We start from the raw sequence: 23,470 nt of genomic DNA, 5'->3' as shown, positions 1-23,470 counted from the left end.
TTATTATGTGCGCAAAATTAGAAAAACAAGATAGCAGTCAAATTACTTACGAAGGATTATTACAAGGAAACAAAGACTGGGTGGCTTCCACTTTAGCAGAAGATCCTAAATTTTTCGAACGTTTATCAGCCGGACAAAAACCGCCAATCTTATGGATAGGTTGTTCTGACAGTCGTGTTCCTGCAAATCAGATTACGAATACCAATCCTGGAGACATCTTTGTTCACCGTAACATTGCCAATGTAGTGGTACATACTGATATGAACATGTTAAGTGTACTCGATTATGCGGTTAATGTATTAGAAGTAGAGCACGTGATTGTTTGTGGTCATTATGGTTGTGGTGGAGTTGAAGCAGCTATGGGTAATAAGCAGTATGGAATTATCGACAACTGGTTAAGAAATATTAAAGATACTTACAGGTTGCATTACCATGAACTGGATATGATCTCTGATAAAAAGAAGAGAAGCGAAAGACTAGTTGAGCTGAATGTAATTGAGGGAGTTTTTAACCTGAGCAAAACATCTATCGTTCAGAACAGATGGGCTAATGGTAAAAAGCTAGGCTTACATGGCTGGGCTTATAGTCTGGAAAATGGCTTTATTTCAGATCTTGGTGTTACCTGTGACAACAACAGCAACATGAATTCTGTGTTCAGAATGGATGGGATTGAAAAATTGAAATAGCTAGAACAACTGGCTGTGATGAGCAGTTTGTGATCACAAAAAGCGGAGGCTCCTTTTCAGGGCCTCCGCTTTTTTTATGATCGTTTGATCGATCCACAGATCGATCAAAATAAGTAAGACTAGTCGTTAGACAAAAATGGGTAACGGAAATCTTTAGGTGGATCGAAAGTTTCTTTGATCGTACGTGGAGAAACCCAACGAAGAAGATTGATCATTGAACCTGCTTTGTCATTGGTACCAGAACCTCTGGCGCCACCGAAAGGCTGCTGACCAACAACGGCACCTGTACATTTATCATTGATGTAGAAGTTACCTGCTGCATTTCTCAAACGTTGTGTTGCTTTTTCAATTGCATAACGATCCTGTGCAATTACGGCACCTGTTAAGGCATAAATTGAAGTGCTGTCAACGATGTCTAAAATTTCATCGAATTTATCATCATCATAAACAAATAAGGTCAATACCGGGCCGAACAATTCTTCGCACATTGTTACGTACTTAGGATCTTGAACTACCAATACAGTAGGCTCAATAAAGTATCCTTTAGATTTGTCGTAGTTACCACCAGCAATAATTTCTACACTGCTATCTTTTTTAGCTTCATCAATGTATTTCGCTAATTTGTCGAAAGAATTCCCATCAATTACCGCATTGATAAAGTTACCGAAATCTTCAGTACCGCCCATTTTGAATTCAGCAAGATCACGGAGCATGTATTCTTTTACTTTAGGCCAGATGCTCTTTGCCACGTAAACACGTGAAGCTGCCGAACATTTTTGTCCTTGGTACTCGAATGCACCACGGATGATCGCTGTGCTGGAAGATTCTGCTTCCGCTGAACCATGAACAAGGATAAAATCTTTACCACCTGTTTCTCCAACAATACGTGGGTAAGTTTTGAATTTATGAATGTTATTTCCGATCGTTTTCCAGATGTCCTGGAATACGCCAGTAGAACCTGTAAAGTGGATACCAGCGAAATCAGGATGGTTAAAGATTACTTCACCTGCTTCCGGTCCGGAAACATATACTAAGTTAATAACCCCATCAGGTAAACCAGCTTCTTTGAAAATCTGCATCAATACATTCGCAGAATAGATCTGTGTATTTGCAGGTTTCCAAACGATTACGTTCCCCATCATTGCTGCTGAAGTAGGTAGGTTACCAGCGATTGCAGTAAAGTTAAATGGCGTTAAAGCGAATACAAAACCTTCTAATGGGCGTTGTTCTACTCTGTTCCATGAACCTTTAGGAGAAACCGGAGGTTGTTGTTTATAGATTTCCGACATATAACTTACGTTAAAACGAAGGAAGTCGATCAGCTCACAAGCAGCATCAATCTCTGCCTGGTAAGCATTTTTCGATTGACCCAGCATTGTAGCTGCGTTTAATTTATAGCGGTATGGACCTGCAATAAGATCAGCTGCTTTCAGGAAGATCGCTGCACGGTGTTCCCATGCTAAATTTTCCCATTTTGATTTCGCTGCTAAAGCAGCATCAATAGCCTGACTAACATGTTCCTTCGTTCCTTTACTGTATTCAGCAAGAATGTGCTGATGGTCGTGAGGAGGAGTTGTGGTTCCTTTATTTTCAGTATGAACTTCCTTTCCGTTGATGTACATCGGGATGTCAATTTTTTTAGAGCGGGCTTCGGCAATTGCGGCCTTCAAAAGTTCACGTTCTTTACTTCCCGGGGCGTAACCTAAAATAGGCTCATTAACCGGAGTTGGTACGTTAAAAAATCCTTTAAGCATGATATAAAATATTGTTTGTACAAAGATAGCCTTTTATTTTGTTGCCCGGTAACCCTCAATATGTATAAACTTCATGCATTACGCGCTATAATTCTTATTTTTGAAGCGCAACATGATAAAATACTTACGCTATCTGTTATTTCCTTTTTCCATCCTTTATGGCATCGTAGTTTTTGTAAGAAACAAGCTATATGATATCGGTATGTTTAAAGCTATTGGTTTTGATATTCCGGTGATTTGTGTTGGGAATTTGGTGGTTGGTGGATCAGGTAAAAGCCCGGTGACGGAATACCTGGTGCGTCTTTTTCCAGACCGTAAAATTGCCATATTGAGCAGAGGTTATGGCCGTAAAACCAAAGGTTTTATCTTGGCGGATAATCAGGCAACAGCTGAAACGATTGGTGATGAACCGATGCAGTTTTATCGAAAATTCCCCCAAATTACCGTCGCTGTTTGTGAAGATCGTGTAGTTGGGGCAAGGAAGTTACAGAAAGATCATGACCTGATTATTCTGGATGATGCCTATCAGCACCGCGCTATTCGTGCCGGATATCATATTCTCTTATTTGAATTTGAAAAGTTATTGAAACCACAGTTTCTATTGCCTGCAGGAAACCTGAGGGAAAGTTTTTCTGGATATAAAAGAGCAGAATCAATCCTGATTACTAAATCTCCGGAAGTAATCCCAGGGGGAATGGCCGAAAAGTGTTTAAATAAATTTGAGGATAAATGGAAAGAAAATGCCTTGTTTTCTGGTCTGGTTTACCAATCTTTGGTCCCGATGATCTTGGGAGAAGACCGATTATGTAACTCGATTACTAAAGATACAAGCGTGTTTTTGTTAACTGGAATAGCCAATCCAAAGCCACTGTTGCAGTATTTAGGGGCATATACCGATAACATTCAACACCATGACTATCCGGATCATTACCGCTTTACCACTGCAGATATTCAGGAACTGGTAAAGGCCTTTAAAAAAGACCCTGCTCCAGAAAAAATAATCATCACAACAGAAAAGGATGCGCAACGTTTATTAGGTGGTACTTTAAAAGAATTACTGTTAAATTTACCAATCTTTTATTTACCTGTGAAAATTGGGTTAAGCGCAAAAGATAAAATTATATTTGATCAAAAAATTATAGCTTATGTTTCAAGTCATACACGAAACCGTTGAATATCTTAAACGTAAAACGAATGATTTCCAACCAGAAATTGGCATCGTTTTGGGAACTGGTCTAGGTGGATTGGTGGGTGAAATAGAAATAGCACATCAGTTGATGTATTCTAATATTCCTAATTTCCCAATCTCTACCTTGGAATTTCATTCAGGTAAATTGATATTTGGTACATTAAACGGAAAAAAGGTAGTTGCCATGCAAGGCAGACTTCACTATTATGAAGGTTATAACATGCAGCAGATTACTTTTCCGATACGGGTGATGAAAGCCCTAGGAATTGCGCATCTTTTCGTTTCTAATGCAGCTGGGTCTTTAAACCCTGATTTCAAAAAGGGCGATTTGATGATCATCAACGACCATATTAACTTGCAACCTGAAAGTCCGCTTAGGGGAAGAAATGATGCTGATATGGGACCCCGTTTCCCGGATATGAGTCAGCCATATCAACGATCTTTGATTAAAACCGCCTTAGAAATTGCAAAAGACAATGATATTGTTTGCCATCAAGGGGTATATGTTGCGGTTACTGGTCCAAATTTGGAAACTAAAGCAGAATATAAATACTTACGCATCATTGGTGGTGATGCAGTTGGAATGAGTACCGTTCCTGAGGTCATTGTAGCCAAACACATGAGCATCCCGGTATTTGCCATTTCCGTATTAACTGATGAAGGTTTTCCAGAAGAATTACAAGCAGTGAGTCTGGAAGAGATCATTGAAACGGCAAGAATTGCAGAGCCAAGAATGACAAAAATACTGAGCCAATTAATCTCTACTTTATAATGTATAAAAGCATTGCCTTATTTGTTTTTTGCTTTTTCCTATTGGGGAGTGGGCAGTCTTTTGCCCAAGATTTAAAGACGACGGTAAATGATAATAAATTATTGGATTCGTTAAGAAAGAAAGAAGAAGCAGGATTGGATTCTGTTATTTTTACTTCCAAATTTATCAGGTATACCACTTTGAAGCTTACTAAAGATAGTATTCAAACCCTACCTTTAGATACCACGCTCGCTGGTTTCCAGAATTTCAGTATGATTGCTCAGCCGAGAAGACCAACTGTCGGTACAGGAAACCTTGGTTTGGCAGCGATGCCAATGCTGTTTGAACCTTCAAAAACAATTGGATTTGATGCTGGATTTCATTCCCTGGATTTTTATGCCATTGGTCAGAATGATATCAAATATTATCAGGCCAGAACCCCATATACCAATCTCTATTTTATTTCCGCAGGAGAAACTGAGGCAATCTTTAAAGTTACCCACTCTCAGAATATCAAAAGAAACTGGAATATTGGCGCTAATTACAATAGAATTGGTGCCAATGGGTATTATCCAAGGCAAAGAGGTGATCACTTAAATGCAGATATTTTTTCTTGGTATCAAAGCCCGAATAAACGATATAATTTATGGGTTGCTGCAATTTTTAATACCCTAAAAGCCCGTGAGAATGGGTCTATCTATAATACAAAAATATATGATAATGTACCTCAGACAGCGGTTGGATTAGACCATTTATCAGAGCCAGTTAGACTAGTGGATGCAGGACATATCTACCGTTCAAATTCTTTCATGATCAAGCAAACTTATTTTGTTGGTAGGATTGATAGTCTGGCTCAGGAGATTTCAGACAAGATTTTACCTACTAATAAAATAGCCTATACATTTAAATATGATGTAAACTCCTACACTTTTCATAAAACCTCAGCGGATGATCATACGGCTATTCCTTCAGGTATAGCAGATTTGTCATTTACTTATGACAGTACCCGCTATATGAATGTGCAGAATGAATTTATGTATAGCTTTTTTCTTCGTGGAAAAGGCAATTCTATCATCAAGAATGAGTTAAAATTGGATGCTGGAATCAGACATGACTTTTATAAGTACCATCAAGGTGTATATTATCCAAATAAAGTAGACACTTATTACGATTATAACTCCACTTTTCAAAACGTAACGCTGCTAGGATCTGCAGGATATAGGTTTAGTAATCGTGTAGACCTCAATGTAGATTTACAGCAAATATTTCAAGGAAGAAACAGTGGCGATTTTTTATACGAAGCAAAAAGTAATGTTTTATTGAGTAAATCGGTAGGACGGATTGTTTTGGGAGGGTATTTTCAGAATAAATCACCAGAGGAAGTTTTTACCCGGTATTTTGGAAACCATTACAATTGGAAAAGAGATTTTAACCGTACAAAAACCATTAACCTTTCTTTTAAATACCTGAATGACCGATTGAATTTTGAAGCTGGAGCAGAATATTTCCGAATCAGTGATTACTTATATTTCACAACACCAACTCCAGATAATGGAGTCCTTGATAGTGCTTTCTACGCATTAAATGCAAATAATATTGTACCAGCACAACTTGGGAGTATTAACCTGTTGAAAATTACCGTAGGTAAAAAGTTGAAATTTGGAAAATTTAATCTAGATAGTTACCTGGTTTATCAAAAAACTGACAATCCGAATATTTTGAGGACACCAGAGTTGTATGCCTTTGCCAGTTTCTTCCTGGATCATACCTTCTTTAAAGCCTTAAAAACAAATGTAGGGTTTGATGTCCGTTACAATACGCCCTATAAAAACTATTCTTATTCTGCACCTGCAGGACAGTTTTATGTCGGACAAGGTACAACTTTTGATTCCACACCAATTCTGGACGTTTGGGTGAAAGCCAGTTTGAGAAAAGCCAATATATTCGTGAAAACTGATTATGCCAATCAAGGGCTGTTGTCTAAAGGATATTATTCGGTAAACCGTTATCCTATGATGGACAGAGTGTTGATCAAATTTGGGGTAAGCTGGAGTTTCTACGACTAAGCTGAATGTTTCTTTGTCAAAACGTGGCCTTGTAAAGGGGGAATGAATCTTCCTTTTTACAAGGGTTCTGTTTTTTAATCACCGCTTTATGTTTTCTGCGGTTTCTTTTTTGCCGCAGGAAACAACACATTGTTCAGAATGAGTCTATAGCCCGGTGAATTGGGATGTAGATTCAAGTCTGTTGGCGGATCACCTACCGCATGCTGGTAATCTTCCGGATCATGACCACCATAAAAAGTAAACTGCCCCTTTCCAATTTCCCCATTCAAGTACCTTACTTCTTCCGCCCCTTTGTTTTCTCCCAATACAGTAATGTTTGGCTTCACTACTGATTTCCGGAAAGATGTGGTTTGGCCCATAAATCCTTTGATCACTTTTTCATGGTTTTGGGTAAGCATACTAGGAACCAGATCCCATTTTGCAGAAAAATCAAAAAGCGTGAAAAAATCGTTGCTCTGGATTAACGTTCTGGTCTGTGTGGCATCAATATCTGAGAACTCGTAATTATTGGGATTGGTATCCAATTTGAAATTCTTGAAAGCAAAGGTTTTGTTGTAGTCTAATTTTGATTGTGCCTGTGGATCCGCAGCATCGCCATCAAACATACTTTCACAAATGTCTACACCTTCGGCACTCAAAGCAATATCATAGCTGTCCGTTGCGGAACACATAGCGAATAAGAAACCGCCACCAGCACAGAACTCCTTAATTCTTTTAGCCACCGCTAGTTTCATTTCTGATACTTTAGTAAAACCATTTCTTTTGGCGGTAGCCTCTTGATTTTTAACATCTTCCCGGTACCAACCTGCATTGCGAAAACTACTCCAGAAACGCCCATACTGGCCGGTGAAATCTTCATGGTGTAAATGCAACCAGTCATAACCCGAAAGCTTATCTTTTAACACCTCATCATCATAAACTACTTCATAAGGGATTTCCGCATAGCGAAGTACCATCGTCACCGCATCATCCCATGGCAATTTGCTTTTAGGGGAGTACACTGCGATTTTTGGAGATTTTTCCAACTTTACCACCTCCATATTTACTTCCGGATCGCTAATCTCGTTGAGGATAGCCGTTACCTTGCCATCTGCCAGTATTTGATACGAAACCCCACGTGTTTTACACTCATCTTCGATATTTTTATGATACTGCAGCAGAAAACTTCCGCCGCGATAGTTTAGTAACCAACTTACCTCTGCCTTTTGTTGGATGCTCCAATATGCAATTCCATAAGCTTTAAGGTGGTTCTTCTGGTCCTCATCCATATAAACAAGAATAGAAGAAGCCTTTAAGCCTATGCTTAAAACCATTAAACATGACAAGAGGTATACTTTTTTCAGGGACATACTTTTCTGTGTATATGCGAATGTAATTTTTTTGAACCTATAATAAAATTATTGTACTGAATAAACGTTTATAGACGATAATCAGTATCCATGGCTTTTTTAGCAGTAATTAATATTCAGGAGTCATTTCAATTTACTAAATTTGGCATTTACAAAAAATTATCATGAGCAAAGCAATAATAAAAACAGATAAAGGTAACATGACTGTTCAGTTTTACGATCAGGATGCACCTAATGCCGTTGCTAACTTTAAGAAATTAGCTTCAGAAGGATTCTATGATGGCGTTACTTTTCACAGGGTAATTCCTAATTTCGTAATCCAAGGTGGATGTCCAAACTCTAAAGACCCATCTAAAGCACATTTAGCAGGTACTGGTGGCCCAGGTTACAAAATTGATTGTGAGTTGACAGGTGAAAACCAATACCATGATCGTGGTGTATTGTCTATGGCACATGCTGGTAGAAACACTGGTGGTTCACAATTCTTTGTATGTCACAGTAGAGATAATACGGCTCATTTAGATAGAGTACACACTTGTTTCGGAAAAGTAATAGAAAATGTTGATATTGTTGACGATATCAAACAAGGAGATAAGATTATAGGGATAGAAGTAATTGAAGACTAGTTCTTACTTCTCAAAAACAAAATATTATGAATTTAAGAGGAATCGTTGCAGTATCTGGAAGACCAGGTCTATTTAAGCTGGTAGGACAAAATAAAGGCGGATACGTTTTAGAAAGTCTGGATGCTCAAAAAGTTAAAATTGTAGCCAACATTACTACAACTAAACTGGCGTCATTAGAAGACATTACCGTATACGGCGAAGATGACGATTTGAAGTTATTGGATGTTTTTGCAAATATCGTTGCTGCTAAAGGAAATGTTCCTGATACAAAAGCTGATGCAAAAGATTTGAAAGCTTTCTTTTTAGAAGTAGCTCCAGGTCATGATCAGGAAAAAGTTTATACTTCTGATATGAAGAAAATTGTTTCTTGGTACCACTTGTTAAAGGAACTTCCTCTTTTCAGTGAAGCGGCTCCAGAAGCAGTAGTAGACCAGGATGGTGTTAAAATTGAAGATAAATCGGAGAAAAAGGTGAAAGCCAGCCCGAAACCATCTAATGCTAAAGCCCCAAGCAAAACTGCTCAACCGGCTAAAAAAGCCAACATGACGAGCAAAAAAGGCGTTTAGTCTTTATATTGAACGAAATTTGTTATACAAAAGCCGGATCTTTAACAGATCCGGCTTTTGCTTTTTAATAGGTTCATTTATATTAAATGTAATGGACTAACCCTACCATTACTCCAGCTGAAATAGAATGCGCTATTGGACAAAATCTACAAATAGAACCATATATAAAGAAATGCAGCAATGGAGATGATGATCGCAATGATGTAATTCAAACGATCCTTTCTAGGATTGCTTTTGTATTTGTATTTTCTCTTAAAATCACTTGGCAATTGCATAATAACTACTTTTTATAATGATGATGAACAAACTGGATTTCCATAAATCGGTTTGATTTACTCGTGGTGATAAGGTTCTCCTTTTAAAATGCTAAAAGCACGGTACAATTGCTCTACAAAGAAAAGGCGTACCATCTGATGAGAAAACGTCATGTCAGATAAAGATATCTTACCATTTGCTCTTTGATATACACTATCATCAAAGCCATAAGGACCGCCAATAATGAAAATAATATGCTGCACACTGCCGATCATCTGTTTATTCAGGTAATTGGAAAATAAAACCGAAGTGTATTTTTTTCCTTTCTCATCCATCAGAATCACGGTGTCCAAATTACTTACCTGCTTCAAAATAAGCTCCGCTTCCTTGCTTTTCTGTTGTGCTTCCGTTAGGTTTTTTGTGTTTTTAACATCGGGAATCACAACCAGGTTGAAGCCAATATAATGTTTTAGCCTTTTCAGATATTTATCAATCCCTTCGATCAGGTATTTGTCTTCGGTTTTTCCTACAACCAGTAATGTAATTTTCATTCGCTTAACCTTGTTTTATCTTCATGAAAGCCATACAGTTGCCATCGCATTTTGATTTGTTCTGCGCTTGCCTTCCTTAGTGTATGTTACTATTCCCTATATTTATCCAATAAGAGAACATCCAAAGATAATGGTAAAAACAAAAAATAGTATTTTAAAGGAGTACCAAAATAACATCGCGGCTCAGGAAACACGGATTTCGAGCCTTAAAAAGAAACTCAACAACATCTCTTTTTCAAGATTAGGCTTATTTCTCGCAGAGATTCTGATCATTGCGGCGATCATCAATATTGGTTTTAACGCCGTGTTAACTGGCCTATTAGTGATTCCATTTTTATTGTTCCTGGTACTGGTAAAGAAGCAAAGTGCCGTTCAGGGAGAACTAACTTATGCCGGACAGCTTTTATGGGTCTATCAGAATGAAGCCAATCAGATCCTAAGCGGAAAGAATGGTTATGATAGCGGCGAACATTATCAAGACGAACAACATCCTTACGCCTCAGACCTGGATATTTATGGCGCAGGTTCTTTATACGCATTTATAAACCGTTGTAAAACTGAAAAAGGATTAAATCTTTTGGCTGAAAACCTGGGTCAACCAAATGATAAGGCGACTATTTTAGCTCGTCAGGAAGCGATTAAAGAGCTGACTAGTCACATCGATCAGACTTTCCATTTTAGAGCGGAACTTCAAAACCATGAGTCAGAACTGCTGCGCGTAATTGAACGAAAACTCATCCATAGTTTACCGGAACAGTTACATTTTACGAATAACTCCTTGCTAAAGGCTTATGTAAAAGTAGTTCCTTATCTATCGATGGTGTTGTTGGCAACTGCGATTATTGTTGGCGGAGCGATATGGCAGATCTTTGCCTTGTATGCTGTTTTTCACGCTGGACTAACGTTCTGGAACTTAAAAAGTATCAATCAGGTTTATCATGGTTTTACGGGTGGGGCAAACCTTTTAGCATCCTTCTCTGGAACTATCAAATGGACGGAAGAAGTGAAATGGAACAGCGTCTACATTAAAAACCTGTTTACAGAAGAAGCTGACGGATTGCCTGTAAGCGGCCAAATTAAACAATTGGTAAAAATTATTCAGGCCTTCGATGCGCGTTTAAATGTGCTGTTAGGCACACTGCTAAACCTATTCTTTTTATGGGATCTGAAATGCTGCATGTACCTCAGTAAATGGCACAGTCAATATTCAACACCTGTGCTGAAAGGACTAACGCGTATTAGTGAATTTGAAGAACTGATTTCATGCGCCACCCTGGCCTATAATCAGCCCGATTGGACGTATCCTGTGTTGGCAGATAGTTTTCATTTAGAGGCCAAGGCACTTGGACATCCGCTAATCCCTAAAAGCACGCGCGTGTTAAACGATTTTCAGTTAAACAACCAACCAACAGTAGATATTGTAACAGGCTCTAATATGGCCGGAAAAAGCACATTTCTTAGAACAGTGGGTATCAATATGGTGCTTGCCTTTGCAGGAGCTCCGGTATGCGCAGATAAAATGTCACTTTCCATTTTCAATTTGCTTTCTTACATGCGCATTAAAGACTCTTTAAATGATCAGACCTCTACCTTTAAAGCAGAGCTGAACAGGCTGAAAATGATTCTTGATGGCATCGCTACTTCTTCAAATGCACTTGTATTGATTGATGAAATGCTAAGAGGAACCAATAGCCGCGACAAATACCTTGGCTCTAAGGTTTTCATTGAAAAGTTAATCGAACAAAAAACACCGGCCTTATTCGCTACCCATGATTTACAACTTTCAGAGATGATTGCCGATTATCCAGAGCAGGTTAGAAATTATCATTTTGACATTCAGATCAATGAAGGAGAAATGAACTTTGATTATAAATTAAAACACGGCCCTTGTACCACTTTTAATGCCGCTTTACTATTAAAGCAGATAGGCTTAACGTTAAATTAATAGCTTATCACCATATTAGCCTTTATTAAATAAGGATTTCAACTGAAATCCTTATTTATTTCTTGTTTCAATGGAAATACGGAGAACCTCTTAAAGGAAAACTATGATTAAAGCATCAGATTTTGGACCAGATTTTTCCTGGGGTGTGGCAACCGCTGCGGCTCAAATAGAAGGTGCAGCAGACACCTATGGTAAAGGACCCTCCATTTGGGATACCTTTTCTCTTCGTTCAGGTAAAATAAAAAAAGGACATACACCAGCCATTGCCTGTGATTTTTATCATCAGTATAAAACGGATATTGCATTGGTTAAACTACTGGGCTTTTCTGTGTTTCGCTTTTCTATTTCCTGGCCAAGAATTTTACCTTACGGGGAAGGCCTGGTCAATGAAGAAGGTATTCGTTTTTACCATGAAGTGATTGACGAATGCCTGAGACAGGGGATTACGCCATACATCACCTTATATCATTGGGACCTTCCTGAAGCATTGGAAGCGGAGGGAGGCTGGACAGCCTTTGGAATCAATAGCGCCTTTAATGCCTTTGTCCATATCTGCGCGAAAACTTATGGAGATAAAGTGAAAAATTGGATCGTACTCAACGAACCTTTCGGCTTTACTTCTTTGGGCTATATGCTGGGTATCCATGCGCCCGGTAAAACCGGACTAACCAACTTCTTTTCTGCTGTTCACCATGCGGCTATTGCACAAGCCGATGGCGGAAGGATATTGAGGGCAGAAGTGAGCAATGCCAATATCGGAACTAGTTTTTCCTGTTGCGAAGTTATCCCCTATACCCAAAGTGAATCCGATTTACTGGCCGCACAGCGTGTAGACTGCCTGATGAACCGTTTGTTTATAGAACCAACTTTAGGGATGGGCTATCCTGGCACCGATTGGGAAGTCATGGAGAAATTCTCTATTCAACACTCCACCTGGCGACATACTGAACGCCTAAGTTTCGATTTCGACTTTATCGGAATTCAGAATTACTTTCCCCTCACCATTAAATACAACGCATTTATTCCGGTGATACAAGCCTGGGAGGTAAAAGCCAAAAGCCGTAAAGTACCTTATACAGCGATGGGCTGGGAGATCAATGGAAATGGGCTATATCAAATTCTCAAGCAATTTGCAGCTTATTCAAAGATTAAAAGCATAGTGATCACGGAAAATGGGGCTGCTTTTGCAGATAAAATTACGGACGGAGCAGTACATGATCCCGAACGTATCGCTTATTTTCAGGAATATCTGGCGGCTGTACTCAAAGCTAAAAATGAAGGACTGAACATCAGTGGTTATATGGCCTGGACATTAATGGATAACTTCGAATGGGCTGAAGGCTTTAATGCCCGGTTTGGACTCGTTCACAATGATTTTAAAACACAAACCAGAACGATAAAAGATTCTGGCTATTGGTGGCAGCAATTCTTAACTTGTTAAAACCTCAAATTGTCCTTAACTTATTTTCATGGTATTAAATCGATCATGGTTTAGACTGTGGGCATGAACTTGATGAATAACAACCAAGAAGTATAAAACCATAAAATTAACATATAAAAAAACGGGCTGATCATTTGAAATGACCAGCCCGTTTTATATTAAGCTAGAAAACTAAGCGTTTTTCTCTGCTGCTTCCTTACGGATGATGTTTAATGCACCACCTGCTTTGAACCATTCAATCTGTTGAGCATTGTAGCTATGGTTAACAACGATTTCTTCTTTAGTGCCATCTGCATGGTTTAATACCAATGTCAATGGAACATCAGGACTGAAAGTTGTCAATCCAACGATATCAATAGTATCATCTTCCTGAATTTTATCGTAGTCTTCTTTGTTTGCGAAAGTCAAACCAAGCATACCTTGTTTTTTAAGGTTGGTTTCATGGATACGGGCAAAAGATTTCACCAATACCGCGCGAACACCTAAGTGACGAGGTTCCATTGCCGCGTGCTCACGACTAGATCCTTCACCATAGTTTTCATCACCAACCACAATAGTACCGATACCTGCTGCTTTATAAGCACGTTGAGTTGCTGGAACAGGACCGTATTCGCCTGTCAATTCATTCTTAACGTTGTCAGTTTTCTCGTTGAAATAGTTCACCGCACCGATCAACATATTGTTAGAAATGTTATCCAGGTGACCACGGAACTTCAACCATGGACCAGCCATAGAGATGTGATCCGTTGTACACTTGCCTTTTGCTTTGATCAATAACTTCAAGCCTTTAAGGTCTGTACCTTCCCAAGCTTTGAATGGATCAAGCAATTGCAACCTGTGAGAAGTTGGAGAAACCAATACCTCAACACCACTACCATCGGCAGCTGGCTCTTGGTAACCTGCATCATCCACATCAAATCCTCTTGGAGGCAATTCAAATCCTTGTGGTGGATCTAATTTAACTTGTTCACCATTCGCATTCGTTAATGTATCTGTTAATGGGTTAAAGCTCAAATCACCAGCGATAGCCAATGCAGTTACCAATTCAGGAGAACCTACAAAAGCAAAAGTGTTTGGGTTACCATCTGCACGTTTCGCAAAGTTTCTGTTGAAAGAGTGAACAATTGTGTTTTTCTCTTGTTTGTCAGCACCAACTCTGTCCCACATACCAATACATGGTCCACAAGCATTCGTGAATACCTTAGCGCCGATTTTCTCGAATACGTCTAAGAAACCATCACGTTGAATTGTGAAACGAATTTGCTCAGATCCTGGATTGATACAGTATTCTGATTTTGCTGTTAAGCCTTTTTCATCAACCTGTTTCGCGATACTCACTGCACGAGAAATATCTTCATATGAAGAGTTCGTACAAGAACCGATCAAACCAACATCAATTTTCATTGGCCATCCGTTTGCAGCAGCCACTTCTTTCATTTTAGAAATTGGTGTAGCCAAATCCGGAGTGAAAGGGCCGTTCAAATAAGGCTCAAGTTCTGATAAATTGATCTCAATGATCTGGTCGAAATATTTTTCCGGCTCTGCATAAACTTCTGCATCACCTGTTAAATGTTCTTTAATTGCATTTGCTGCATCAGCAACATCTGCTCTGTTGGTTGCACGTAAATAACGCTCCATGCTCTCATCATAACCGAATGTAGAGGTTGTTGCGCCAATTTCAGCACCCATATTACAAATGGTTCCTTTACCAGTACAGCTCATGCTGCTGGCACCTTCACCAAAATATTCTACAATTGCACCAGTACCACCTTTTACAGTAAGGATACCCGCAACTTTAAGGATAACATCTTTCGCAGAAACCCATCCACTCAATTTACCGGTTAATTTGATACCGATTAATTTAGGGAATTTAAGCTCCCATGGTAAGCCTGCCATTACATCACATGCATCAGCACCACCTACACCAATCGCCACCATACCTAAACCACCTGCGTTTACAGTGTGAGAGTCAGTACCGATCATCATACCACCTGGGAAAGCATAGTTTTCTAATACAACCTGGTGAATAATACCAGCACCTGGTTTCCAGAAGCCAATACCATATTTGTTTGAAACTGAAGCAAGGAAGTCAAAAACCTCTTTACTTTCTGTATTTGCTGCTGGTAAATCGACCTCAGCACCATATTTTGCAGTAATTAAGTGATCGCAATGAACTGTTGAAGGAACAGCTACTCTTGGTCTTCCCGCTTGCATAAATTGCAATAAAGCCATTTGTGCAGTAGCATCTTGCATGGCCACACGGTCAGGAGCAAAATCTACATAATCAGTACCTCTTACGTAAGAAGTATTTGTATTACCATCCCAAAGGTGGGTGTAAAGAATTTTTTCTGAAAGTGTTAAAGGTCTGCCTACTAATTTACGAGCCGCCTCTACACGGGGGCCAAAGTTTGCATACACCTTTTTGATCATTTCTATATCAAAAGCCATTGATAATATGTGTTAAAAGGGTAAGTATTTTTATTATTTGTAGCGAATTTACGAAAAAAAACAGGTGCTAGTCATCATCTGTGGATCATTATATTATTTATACATATTCTAAATAATGTAAAGCGATCCGACCAATACCCGATACTGGTCATTTATGAACAACGCTGTTCGGTAATGAACAGTAGAAAAAATAAAATCTTTAATAAGTTGCAGATAAACAGCGAAATACTCCAGATTTTATTCTTGGCCTAAGCTTGGCTTAATAAGGAGCAAGCATTATAAAGTTGCAAAATGATAGCCCTGTTCGCTGAAATATTGTAAAGCACGAGGTAAAGTATATTTCAGGCGGTCAAAAGCCTTCAGGCTATCATGAAAAACAATAATGGCCCCGTTACGGGTGTGTTTAATCACATTCTCGTAACATTTTTCGGGAGCGAGCTGGACGTCGAAATCGCCGCTCAGCACATCCCACATGATAATCTCAAGCTCAGGGAACTCCGCCCGAAGGCTCGCGATTTGTGATTTTTTAATCCTGCCGTAAGGTGGGCGAAATAAATTGGTATTGGTGAGTTTCTGACATTGTCGGAAATTTTCAAGGTAAGTCTCATCATCCGTTTTCCAACCCTTTAAGTGGTTAAAGGTGTGGTTGCCGATGCGATGCCCATCCGCTTTCAACTGATCGAAGATCGCTGGATGCTTTTGAATATTGTCACCAATACAAAAAAAGGTGGCTTTCGCATTGAAGCTTTTTAAAGTTTTTAGTACGAAGTCTGTAACATCCGGTATGGGTCCGTCGTCAAAGGTTAAATAAACAACACTTTGAGCTCGGGTTTTGTGCCAAACCAGAGATGGATAATACCATTTCAATAATAACGGAGATTTAACCAGATACATGCCCAAAAGTAGAAAAATACTTTGTTGTATCTGATTTTTTGCAAAATCAGTTAGTTGTTTATATTATTATTGTGAAATTAAAATTATGAGAAAGTTTACCACTTTTAATGCGTTACCCAAGCTCAGCTTAGTTTTTTCATTAGCATTGATTACAGGTTTCGTGCAAAACTCTGATGCGCAGGAAGTGATCACCATTCAGGATGCGATTGAAAAGACTTTGAATAACAACCTTCAAGTAAAACAATCTAAATTTAGTGAGAGTTTATCTGAAGAGAATTTGAAGCAATCTAAATATGCTTTACTGCCTACTTTAAATAGTAATAGCAGTTACAATATCAACTTCGGACGTAGCGTGGATCCATCCACAAACGCTTTCAATAGCTCCCAGTTCTCTTCTTTAAATGGAGGGGTATCCGCAGGAGTGAATGTTTTTCAAGGCTTTCAGAAGTTGAATCAGATCAAGCAAAATAAACTATTGCTAAGTGCTGATCAAACCAATACCGAAAAAATTAAAAATGACCTGGTTCTACAAGTAGTCACTGGTTATCTTCAGATTCTATACAACAAAGACCTCTTAAAGGCCGCAAAAGAGCAACAATCAGTAGCTAAAATACAGTTGGATAGAGAACAACAATTATTGGATGTAGGGAATAAAACCCTTGCAGATCTTTCCCAGGCAAAATCTCAATTGGCTACCGCTGATTTGACGGTGACTAATGCTGTTAATGCGCTTAGTATTTCTTACTTAACGCTGGCTCAATTGATGGATGTGCCTTCTGCAACACAATATGAAGTCCAGGCGCCATTGTCTAATATGATTACCCCTGCTGCCTCAAATGGCAATGCCGAGGAAATTTATGAGTCTTCAATGAAGCTTTTTCCAGATATTAAACTGGCAACTTTACGCGCCGAGGCTGCAGCGAGAAGTATTGAGGTGGCTAAAGGAAACTACTTTCCTACCCTGTCTTTTGGAGCGGGTTTGAATACAAACTGGTCAAGTGGTAGACTGCAATCCACGCGTACTAGTGAAGTGATTGGACTGTTGCCAGTTGGGGTAGTGGAAGGTACTGGTGCGATCGTAAATACACCGATATACCGAAATATCACAGAGAAATATCATTTTGGTGATCAGCTTCGTGATAACTTTGGTCAATATGTTGGTGTTTCTCTTCAAATACCAATCTTTAATGGCTTCCAGGCGAGATCATCTGTAAGAAAAGCAAAGATTAGCCATTTACAAAGCCTTGCTACCGAGCAATTGGCAAAAAATAACCTGAACAAAGTGATTTATCAGGCTGTGGCCGATTTGAAAGCTGCGGAAGGCCGTTTAAGTGCGACAACCAATACTTTCCTTGCTCAAAAAGATGCCTTTCATGTAATTGAACAACGTTATGCAGTTGGCTTGGTGAATTCTTTAGATTTCAGTACCTCGCAATCCAATATGAATAAAGCTGAGGTCGACATGATCCAGGCGAAATATGACTTAATATTCAGAGCCAAAGTAATTGATTACTACCTGGGAAAACAGATCGTTTTTTAGACCATCACAAGACCCGATTGATATAAATATATAAACAAAAACAAATGAAACTAAAACCCATACTCATTACATTAGGCATCCTGATTGCTGTTGTAGTTATTTTAAAGCTTACGGGCGTTATTGGTGGTGAGAAGATTGAAAAAGTGACGATCGAGAAAGCTGCAGAACGTACCGTAACAGAAACGGTAACAGCCAGTGGAAAGGTGCAGCCTGAAACCGAAGTGAAATTAAGTTCTGAGGTTTCCGGTGAGGTGACTGAACTATTAGTGAAAGAAGGCGACGTGGTTAAAAAAGGCCAGTTGTTGATTAAAGTTCGTCCGGATGTATTGAAATCGGGTTATGATAGAGCCGTAGCTTCTTACAGCTCACAAAAAGCAAGTGTGGCTTCTGCCTTGCAGGTGATGAAACAGAATGAAGGTAATTTTGTAAATGCAGATGCAACTTATAAACGTAATGTAGAACTTTTCAAAAAGAAAGTAATTTCTGCTTCAGAATTTGACGCCGCTAAAGCTGCTTACTTAACTGCAAAAACAAACCTTGCCAGGTCTAAAGAAGACTATACTGCGGCTAAATTCCAATTGGAACAATCCGGAGCAAACGTGCAGGAAGCTAATGCCAACCTAGCTAAAGCAACGATTTACGCACCGGTTAATGGCGTGATCTCGAAATTATCTGTAGAGTTGGGCGATCGTATTTTAGGTACTGCACAAATGGCAGGAACGGAAATCATGAGGATCTCCAACCTGACAACTATGGAAGTAAACGTAGATGTAAATGAGAACGACATTAACAGAGTAAATGTTGGCGATAGCGCTAAAATTGAAGTAGACGCTTTTGCAGATAAAAAATTCAAAGGAGTAGTTACAGAAATCGCCAGTTCTTCTAAAGATATAGGATCTACCACTACCTCTGTAGACCAGGTAACCAATTTCGTCGTGAAAATCAGAATTCTTGCGGATTCTTATGAAGGTGTTAAAGGTGGGGCGAAAGACCTTCCTTCTCCATTCAGACCAGGTTTATCGGCTACAGTAGATATTCAAAGTCAGTCGGAAAAAGGCCTGGCCGTTCCAATCCAGTCGGTATTTACAGAAAGCAAAAAGTCCGATGATAAAACCAGTGGCAATGAAGAGAGTACTGATAAACAGAAAACTAAATTGACGGATAAAACGGTTAAACAATTCGTTTATATTTTCAATAATGGAACCGTGAAAAAGGTAGCAGTAACTACCGGAATTCAAGATGATCAGTATATCATTATTAAAACGGGTCTTAAAGCTGGACAAGAAGTGGTGTCTGGTCCATACTCTGCCATTCAGAATAAACTGAAAGATGGCATGAAAGTAGAGAAAACGACTAAAGATCAATTGTTTGTCAACCCTGATAAAAAGTAAACTTTTTCAATCATTTTTAAATGAGTAAATTGCCCCGGTTAAAACAATAACCGGGGTTTTTTTATTTAATACTGTATGATACCTAAAGTTGCAATGATTGGTGGGGGTAGTTGGGCTACTGCTATTGTAAAAATGCTTTCAGACAATGAGACACCAAAAGAAATCTATTGGTGGATGCGCAATGAGGAAGCCATCGATCACTTAAAAAAATACAAACACAATCCAAACTACCTGAGTTCTGTAGAAATCAGACTTCCGGATAGTCATATCTCAAATGATATCGTACATATCATTCAACAATCAGATTATATCATTTTAAACGTACCTGCGGCATTTTTAAAAGAAACGCTGAAAGAGGTTACACCAGAACTTTTAAAAGGAAAGAAGGTGATTTCTGCCATCAAAGGGATTGTTCCGGATGAGAATCAGATTATAGGGGAATTCTTGCAACAGAAATATCAGGTGCCATTGAAGGATATCGTCGTGATTAGCGGGCCTTGTCATGCAGAAGAAGTGGCACTGGAAAAATTATCTTACCTGACGATTGCCTGTTTAGAGGAGGAGCTATCTGCCTATTTTGCTGGATTACTTCGAAATAGATATATCAAAACCAATGTGTCTGACGATATTTTCGGAACGGAGTATGCTGCGGTATTGAAAAATATTTATGCAGTAGCCAGTGGCATATGTCATGGCGTAGGTTATGGGGATAACTTTCAGGCTGTATTGATCTCTAATGCGATCAGAGAGATCAAAAGGTTTGTAGATGCCGTACATCCTATAGATCGTGATATTAAAGAATCTGCCTATCTGGGTGATTTATTAGTCACGGCCTATTCACAGTTCAGTAGAAACCGGACTTTTGGGAATATGGTAGGGAAAGGATATACCGTTAAGTCAGCGCAGCTGGAAATGAACATGGTTGCTGAAGGTTACTATGCGGTGAAATGTATGCACCACATCAACCTAAAGTATAAAGTGGATATGCCAATCAGCAGGGCAGTATATGCGATTCTTTATGAACAGCATTCTCCACAGCAGGAAATGGCCTTACTGACTGAACATCTCAATTAAAAACAATTTTTCAAAACGCTTGTTATCAGTTTATAACAACTATATAGCGCTATGAGAAAACAAATTTTAGTTGCCGGGTTTGCATTGGCATGCTTCACTGCATTCGCGTTTAATGCCGGGGCACAGGAAAAAAAGGAATCCGTTGGACAGGCCATTGGTAAAACCGCAAAAAAAGTAGGTAATAAAACAGCAGAGGTAGCTGTAAAAGGAGCTTCAAAGGTTGCAGATAAGACCTACAAAGGAAAGATAGCACCAGATGGTACTGATGTATACATCAATGGTGAAAACAAAAAATACTATATTAATAAAAAAGGAAATAGGATTTATCTGAAAGAATCACAAATCAGAAACAGACCTGAAAAGAAACACAAATAGGCTAAAGATAAAGGTTGAAAAACCTGTTCAAAAAAAAAGGCGGTTTCTATATAGAAACCGCCTTTTTCGTATGATATGGGATTAAGATCTACGTCTTCTGTCGCCGCTACCAGCACCGCTTCCGCCTTCGCGTCTGCCTGCACCACCAGCGCTTCCACCACGATCGTCACGACTTCTTCCAGAGAAATCTCTGAAACCACCGCCGCCGCTTCCGCCTTCGCGTCTGCCGCCACCACCGCTGCTTCTTCTATCGCCACCGCCGCTTCTTCCGCCACCGTAACTTCCGCCTTCGCGTCTGCCACCGCCACCGAATCCGCCACGACGCTCACCGCCACCACGACGTTCGCCGCCACCGTCTCCATCAGCAGTTTTCTCGATTCTAACACCACGGTTGTTGAATTCAACACCTTTGAAGTTACTGAATAAAGATTCTACAGTTGCATCTTCTACTTCAAAGAATGAATACACACCTTTTAAGTCGATTTTGCCAATGCTTTTTCCACTGATTTTACCGTTGTTACAAACAAAAGATAATAAATCACCTCTTGTAAAGTCATCTACCGAACCTAAGTTGATAAACAAACGTGTGTAACCTTCACTGTTTCTAGGACCTCTTTCACCGCGCTCGCCACGTTCACCTCTCTCACCGCGATCATCAGCCGAAGAATTCAGATCTGGAGCGTTTTTGTAGTACTCTAAAAAGCGGTTAAACTCTAAAGATGCAAAACGTTTGATCACTTCTTCTTTGCTCAATTCAGCGAACTCATCCATAATTCTAGGGATGTATTGCTCAATTTGTGATTCGTTAACCTCTACATTGTGAACCTTGTGTACCAAAGCAAATAATTGCTTCTCACAAACGTCAAAACCTGTAGGTAAAGAAGCTTTAGTAAATTGCTTACCAATGATTCTTTCAATCTGACGGATTTTTCCAAGTTCTTTAGAGTTAACGATACAGATAGAAACACCTGTTTTACCAGCACGGCCAGTACGACCAGAACGGTGGGTGTAACTTTCAATTTCGTCAGGTAATGAATAGTTGATTACGTGTGTCACGTTCTGAACATCAATACCACGTGCCGCAACGTCAGTAGCAATTAACAATTGCATGTTACGTTCACGGAAACGCTGCATTACTTTATCACGTTGTTGTTGAGATAAATCTCCGTGTAAAGCATCCGCATTGTAACCATCTTTGATCAAGTGCTCAGCAACGTCCTGTGTATCCATTTTGGTTTTACAGAACACTACCGCAAAGATCTCAGGGTTAAAATCTACGATACGTTTTAAAGCAGCGTATTTATCTCTAGCACGTACAATATAGTACTCGTGCTCAATATTTACGTTACCTGTGTTTTTGGTACCCATGGTTAACTCTACTGGAGAGTCCATGTAGTTTTTCGCTATTCTTCTAACCTCAGGAGGCATAGTAGCGGAGAATAACCAAGTTTTTTTGTCGTCAGGAGTGGTAGACAAAATGTCGTTGATGTCTTCCTGGAAACCCATGTTCAACATCTCATCAGCTTCATCTAAAACTACGTATTTCACATTCGTGAAATCAATAGCTTTTCTGCCAATAATGTCCAACATACGACCAGGTGTAGCCACAACAATTTGTACACCGTTTCTAATCTCACGCAACTGTTGCATAATGTTAGCGCCACCGTAAACGGCAACTACACTAGCACCAGAGATGTTTTTTGAGAAATTCTTGATGTCATTAGTAATCTGCAAGCAAAGCTCTCTCGTAGGGCATAAAATCAATGCCTGAGGCTTATTGCTTTTAAAGTCTATCAATTCTAACAGCGGCAAGCCGAATGCGGCTGTTTTCCCTGTTCCTGTTTGGGCCAAACCAACAAAATCGTTATTGCCCTCTAACAGTACAGGAATACTTTGTTCCTGAATAGGTGTTGGATTTTCGAAACCTAAATCCTTTACAGCATTAACAACGTCATCACTTATCCCCAATAATTTAAATGGGTTTATCATGTATATATATTAATTAAGCCGCAAAGATACAGTTAATTATTGGCATTTCACAGGTGTGTAACCAAATAATAATCAGGTAATTAATTATCGGAGCCTGTCGGCAGACCTCAGTAATTGCTCATCTTTTTGGATTCCACGGAGTGCTAATGCGCAAAATATTAGGCTGATAAGGGGAAGGAATGCACCAACACCTAGGTTTACCGAAGCAATTCCACCAGGTATATTTTTAGCTGCATCGAAGATCCAGAAGCCCAAAAAAAGCGTCGAAATCATCGCGAAAATAATTAATCGCTTTTGTCCCGATCTCTTTTTAAAAGTGAATATCGTCGCAAATAACAACATACATACCGCCACTGTATTTAGAAATAAAGGTTGGAAGTAAGTTACTTTTCCGGAAAGACTATCCGATTTCAAGTATAAGCCAGTCGCAAGGACCCAATATTCCGAACCATCAGGCTGGTGGCTGTTCACAATTGGCACAAACAATAAAAGTAATATAGTTAAGCTCGCTAATAGGAGCCAGATAGATTGTACTCTTTGTATCATATCAGTTCAATAATTTCAACAAATATATTAAAAG

The 23,470-nt window shown here is 39.2% G+C and carries 19 protein-coding genes; 12 read left to right on the top strand and 7 right to left on the bottom strand.

Annotation, left to right across the window (positions count from 1 at the left end):
* Positions 1 to 5: 5 nt before the first annotated feature.
* On the top strand, positions 6 to 686 hold the full coding sequence (gene can, locus GM920_RS11570; RefSeq protein ID WP_182957260.1) for a carbonate dehydratase: 681 nt from the start codon (positions 6 to 8) through the stop codon (positions 684 to 686).
* A gap of 119 nt (positions 687 to 805) precedes the next feature.
* Here can and pruA read toward each other — a convergent pair whose 3' ends face one another.
* The gene (gene pruA / locus GM920_RS11565) at positions 806 to 2,440 is read right to left on the bottom strand and encodes an L-glutamate gamma-semialdehyde dehydrogenase (protein WP_182957258.1); all 1,635 of its coding nucleotides are present in this window, start codon (positions 2,438 to 2,440) and stop codon (positions 806 to 808) included.
* A 112-nt stretch (positions 2,441 to 2,552) separates the two neighbouring features.
* On the opposite strand from pruA, the gene lpxK reads away from it, so the two are divergent.
* The 3 genes from lpxK to GM920_RS11550 are packed head-to-tail and all read left to right on the top strand — an operon-like array spanning position 2,553 to position 6,446.
* Positions 2,553 to 3,614, top strand: a complete 1,062-nt coding sequence (gene lpxK, locus GM920_RS11560; protein ID WP_182957256.1) for a tetraacyldisaccharide 4'-kinase — start codon at positions 2,553 to 2,555, stop codon at positions 3,612 to 3,614.
* Positions 3,586 to 4,401, top strand: a complete 816-nt coding sequence (locus GM920_RS11555) for a purine-nucleoside phosphorylase (protein WP_182957254.1) — start codon at positions 3,586 to 3,588, stop codon at positions 4,399 to 4,401. The genes lpxK and GM920_RS11555 overlap by 29 nt, the downstream gene beginning before the upstream one ends.
* Entirely contained in the window at positions 4,401 to 6,446 is a 2,046-nt protein-coding gene (locus tag GM920_RS11550; protein ID WP_182957252.1) for a putative porin, read from the top strand. The genes GM920_RS11555 and GM920_RS11550 overlap by 1 nt, the downstream gene beginning before the upstream one ends.
* Before the next feature lie 86 nt (positions 6,447 to 6,532).
* On the opposite strand, the gene GM920_RS11545 is transcribed toward GM920_RS11550, so the two are convergent.
* Positions 6,533 to 7,759 carry an asparagine synthetase B gene (locus GM920_RS11545; RefSeq protein WP_235964506.1) on the bottom strand — a complete coding sequence of 409 codons (1,227 nt, stop codon included), beginning with the start codon at positions 7,757 to 7,759 and terminating at the stop codon, positions 6,533 to 6,535.
* Positions 7,760 to 7,959: 200 nt separating this feature from the next.
* Here GM920_RS11545 and GM920_RS11540 point away from each other — a divergent pair, with 200 nt between their 5' ends.
* Entirely contained in the window at positions 7,960 to 8,421 is a 462-nt protein-coding gene (locus tag GM920_RS11540) for a peptidylprolyl isomerase (RefSeq protein WP_062550399.1), read from the top strand.
* 26 nt (positions 8,422 to 8,447) lie between these two features.
* Entirely contained in the window at positions 8,448 to 8,987 is a 540-nt protein-coding gene (locus GM920_RS11535; RefSeq protein WP_182957248.1) for a DUF5606 family protein, read from the top strand.
* A gap of 332 nt (positions 8,988 to 9,319) precedes the next feature.
* On the opposite strand, the gene rlmH is transcribed toward GM920_RS11535, so the two are convergent.
* The gene (gene rlmH, locus GM920_RS11530) at positions 9,320 to 9,793 is read right to left on the bottom strand and encodes a 23S rRNA (pseudouridine(1915)-N(3))-methyltransferase RlmH (protein ID WP_182957246.1); all 474 of its coding nucleotides are present in this window, start codon (positions 9,791 to 9,793) and stop codon (positions 9,320 to 9,322) included.
* 130 nt (positions 9,794 to 9,923) lie between these two features.
* On the opposite strand from rlmH, the gene GM920_RS11525 reads away from it, so the two are divergent.
* Both GM920_RS11525 and GM920_RS11520 read left to right on the top strand, forming a co-directional pair.
* Positions 9,924 to 11,738 (top strand): MutS-related protein, encoded by a 1,815-nt coding sequence (locus tag GM920_RS11525; protein WP_182957244.1) that lies wholly within the window; start codon positions 9,924 to 9,926, stop codon positions 11,736 to 11,738.
* Positions 11,739 to 11,841: 103 nt separating this feature from the next.
* Positions 11,842 to 13,179, top strand: a complete 1,338-nt coding sequence (locus GM920_RS11520) for a GH1 family beta-glucosidase (RefSeq protein WP_182957242.1) — start codon at positions 11,842 to 11,844, stop codon at positions 13,177 to 13,179.
* Between the two features lie 171 nt (positions 13,180 to 13,350).
* Here GM920_RS11520 and GM920_RS11515 read toward each other — a convergent pair whose 3' ends face one another.
* Complete coding sequence (locus GM920_RS11515; RefSeq protein WP_182957241.1) at positions 13,351 to 15,627, bottom strand: aconitate hydratase; 2,277 nt, start codon at positions 15,625 to 15,627, stop codon at positions 13,351 to 13,353.
* Positions 15,628 to 15,903: 276 nt separating this feature from the next.
* Positions 15,904 to 16,521 (bottom strand): polysaccharide deacetylase family protein, encoded by a 618-nt coding sequence (locus tag GM920_RS11510; RefSeq protein ID WP_182957238.1) that lies wholly within the window; start codon positions 16,519 to 16,521, stop codon positions 15,904 to 15,906.
* An 85-nt stretch (positions 16,522 to 16,606) separates the two neighbouring features.
* Here GM920_RS11510 and GM920_RS11505 point away from each other — a divergent pair, with 85 nt between their 5' ends.
* The 4 genes from GM920_RS11505 to GM920_RS11490 all read left to right on the top strand — a co-directional run bounded on the left by GM920_RS11505 (position 16,607) and on the right by GM920_RS11490 (position 20,901).
* Positions 16,607 to 18,061 carry a TolC family protein gene (locus GM920_RS11505; RefSeq protein ID WP_182957236.1) on the top strand — a complete coding sequence of 485 codons (1,455 nt, stop codon included), beginning with the start codon at positions 16,607 to 16,609 and terminating at the stop codon, positions 18,059 to 18,061.
* A gap of 44 nt (positions 18,062 to 18,105) precedes the next feature.
* On the top strand, positions 18,106 to 19,452 hold the full coding sequence (locus GM920_RS11500; RefSeq protein WP_182957234.1) for an efflux RND transporter periplasmic adaptor subunit: 1,347 nt from the start codon (positions 18,106 to 18,108) through the stop codon (positions 19,450 to 19,452).
* A 75-nt stretch (positions 19,453 to 19,527) separates the two neighbouring features.
* The gene (locus GM920_RS11495; RefSeq protein ID WP_182957231.1) at positions 19,528 to 20,526 is read left to right on the top strand and encodes an NAD(P)H-dependent glycerol-3-phosphate dehydrogenase; all 999 of its coding nucleotides are present in this window, start codon (positions 19,528 to 19,530) and stop codon (positions 20,524 to 20,526) included.
* 51 nt (positions 20,527 to 20,577) lie between these two features.
* Entirely contained in the window at positions 20,578 to 20,901 is a 324-nt protein-coding gene (locus GM920_RS11490) for a hypothetical protein (protein WP_182957229.1), read from the top strand.
* An 81-nt stretch (positions 20,902 to 20,982) separates the two neighbouring features.
* Here the strand turns inward: GM920_RS11490 and GM920_RS11485 are convergent, their stop codons facing one another.
* Together GM920_RS11485 and GM920_RS11480 are read right to left on the bottom strand one after the other, a co-directional pair.
* Positions 20,983 to 22,890, bottom strand: a complete 1,908-nt coding sequence (locus tag GM920_RS11485; RefSeq protein ID WP_182957226.1) for a DEAD/DEAH box helicase — start codon at positions 22,888 to 22,890, stop codon at positions 20,983 to 20,985.
* Positions 22,891 to 22,974: 84 nt separating this feature from the next.
* Positions 22,975 to 23,436, bottom strand: a complete 462-nt coding sequence (locus tag GM920_RS11480) for a DUF4293 domain-containing protein (RefSeq protein ID WP_182957223.1) — start codon at positions 23,434 to 23,436, stop codon at positions 22,975 to 22,977.
* Positions 23,437 to 23,470 lie beyond the last annotated feature (34 nt).

This window comes from Pedobacter gandavensis, assembly GCF_014172405.1.
GTDB lineage: Bacteria > Bacteroidota > Bacteroidia > Sphingobacteriales > Sphingobacteriaceae > Pedobacter > Pedobacter gandavensis.
The sequence above is the reverse complement of the archived record's forward strand: the minus strand, read 5'-3'. Positions and strand labels throughout refer to the sequence as shown.

Bases quoted from the DNA above. Each gene is read 5' to 3' on its own strand.
- can (WP_182957260.1), top strand. From the start codon at position 6: ATGTGCGCAAAATTAGAAAAACAAGATAGCAGTCAAATTACTTACGAA.
- pruA (WP_182957258.1), bottom strand. From the start codon at position 2,440: ATGCTTAAAGGATTTTTTAACGTACCAACTCCGGTTAATGAGCCTATT.
- lpxK (WP_182957256.1), top strand. From the start codon at position 2,553: ATGATAAAATACTTACGCTATCTGTTATTTCCTTTTTCCATCCTTTAT.
- GM920_RS11555 (WP_182957254.1), top strand. From the start codon at position 3,586: ATGTTTCAAGTCATACACGAAACCGTTGAATATCTTAAACGTAAAACG.
- GM920_RS11550 (WP_182957252.1), top strand. From the start codon at position 4,401: ATGTATAAAAGCATTGCCTTATTTGTTTTTTGCTTTTTCCTATTGGGG.
- GM920_RS11545 (WP_235964506.1), bottom strand. From the start codon at position 7,759: ATGGTTTTAAGCATAGGCTTAAAGGCTTCTTCTATTCTTGTTTATATG.
- GM920_RS11540 (WP_062550399.1), top strand. From the start codon at position 7,960: ATGAGCAAAGCAATAATAAAAACAGATAAAGGTAACATGACTGTTCAG.
- GM920_RS11535 (WP_182957248.1), top strand. From the start codon at position 8,448: ATGAATTTAAGAGGAATCGTTGCAGTATCTGGAAGACCAGGTCTATTT.
- rlmH (WP_182957246.1), bottom strand. From the start codon at position 9,793: ATGAAAATTACATTACTGGTTGTAGGAAAAACCGAAGACAAATACCTG.
- GM920_RS11525 (WP_182957244.1), top strand. From the start codon at position 9,924: ATGGTAAAAACAAAAAATAGTATTTTAAAGGAGTACCAAAATAACATC.
- GM920_RS11520 (WP_182957242.1), top strand. From the start codon at position 11,842: ATGATTAAAGCATCAGATTTTGGACCAGATTTTTCCTGGGGTGTGGCA.
- GM920_RS11515 (WP_182957241.1), bottom strand. From the start codon at position 15,627: ATGGCTTTTGATATAGAAATGATCAAAAAGGTGTATGCAAACTTTGGC.
- GM920_RS11510 (WP_182957238.1), bottom strand. From the start codon at position 16,521: ATGTATCTGGTTAAATCTCCGTTATTATTGAAATGGTATTATCCATCT.
- GM920_RS11505 (WP_182957236.1), top strand. From the start codon at position 16,607: ATGAGAAAGTTTACCACTTTTAATGCGTTACCCAAGCTCAGCTTAGTT.
- GM920_RS11500 (WP_182957234.1), top strand. From the start codon at position 18,106: ATGAAACTAAAACCCATACTCATTACATTAGGCATCCTGATTGCTGTT.
- GM920_RS11495 (WP_182957231.1), top strand. From the start codon at position 19,528: ATGATACCTAAAGTTGCAATGATTGGTGGGGGTAGTTGGGCTACTGCT.
- GM920_RS11490 (WP_182957229.1), top strand. From the start codon at position 20,578: ATGAGAAAACAAATTTTAGTTGCCGGGTTTGCATTGGCATGCTTCACT.
- GM920_RS11485 (WP_182957226.1), bottom strand. From the start codon at position 22,890: ATGATAAACCCATTTAAATTATTGGGGATAAGTGATGACGTTGTTAAT.
- GM920_RS11480 (WP_182957223.1), bottom strand. From the start codon at position 23,436: ATGATACAAAGAGTACAATCTATCTGGCTCCTATTAGCGAGCTTAACT.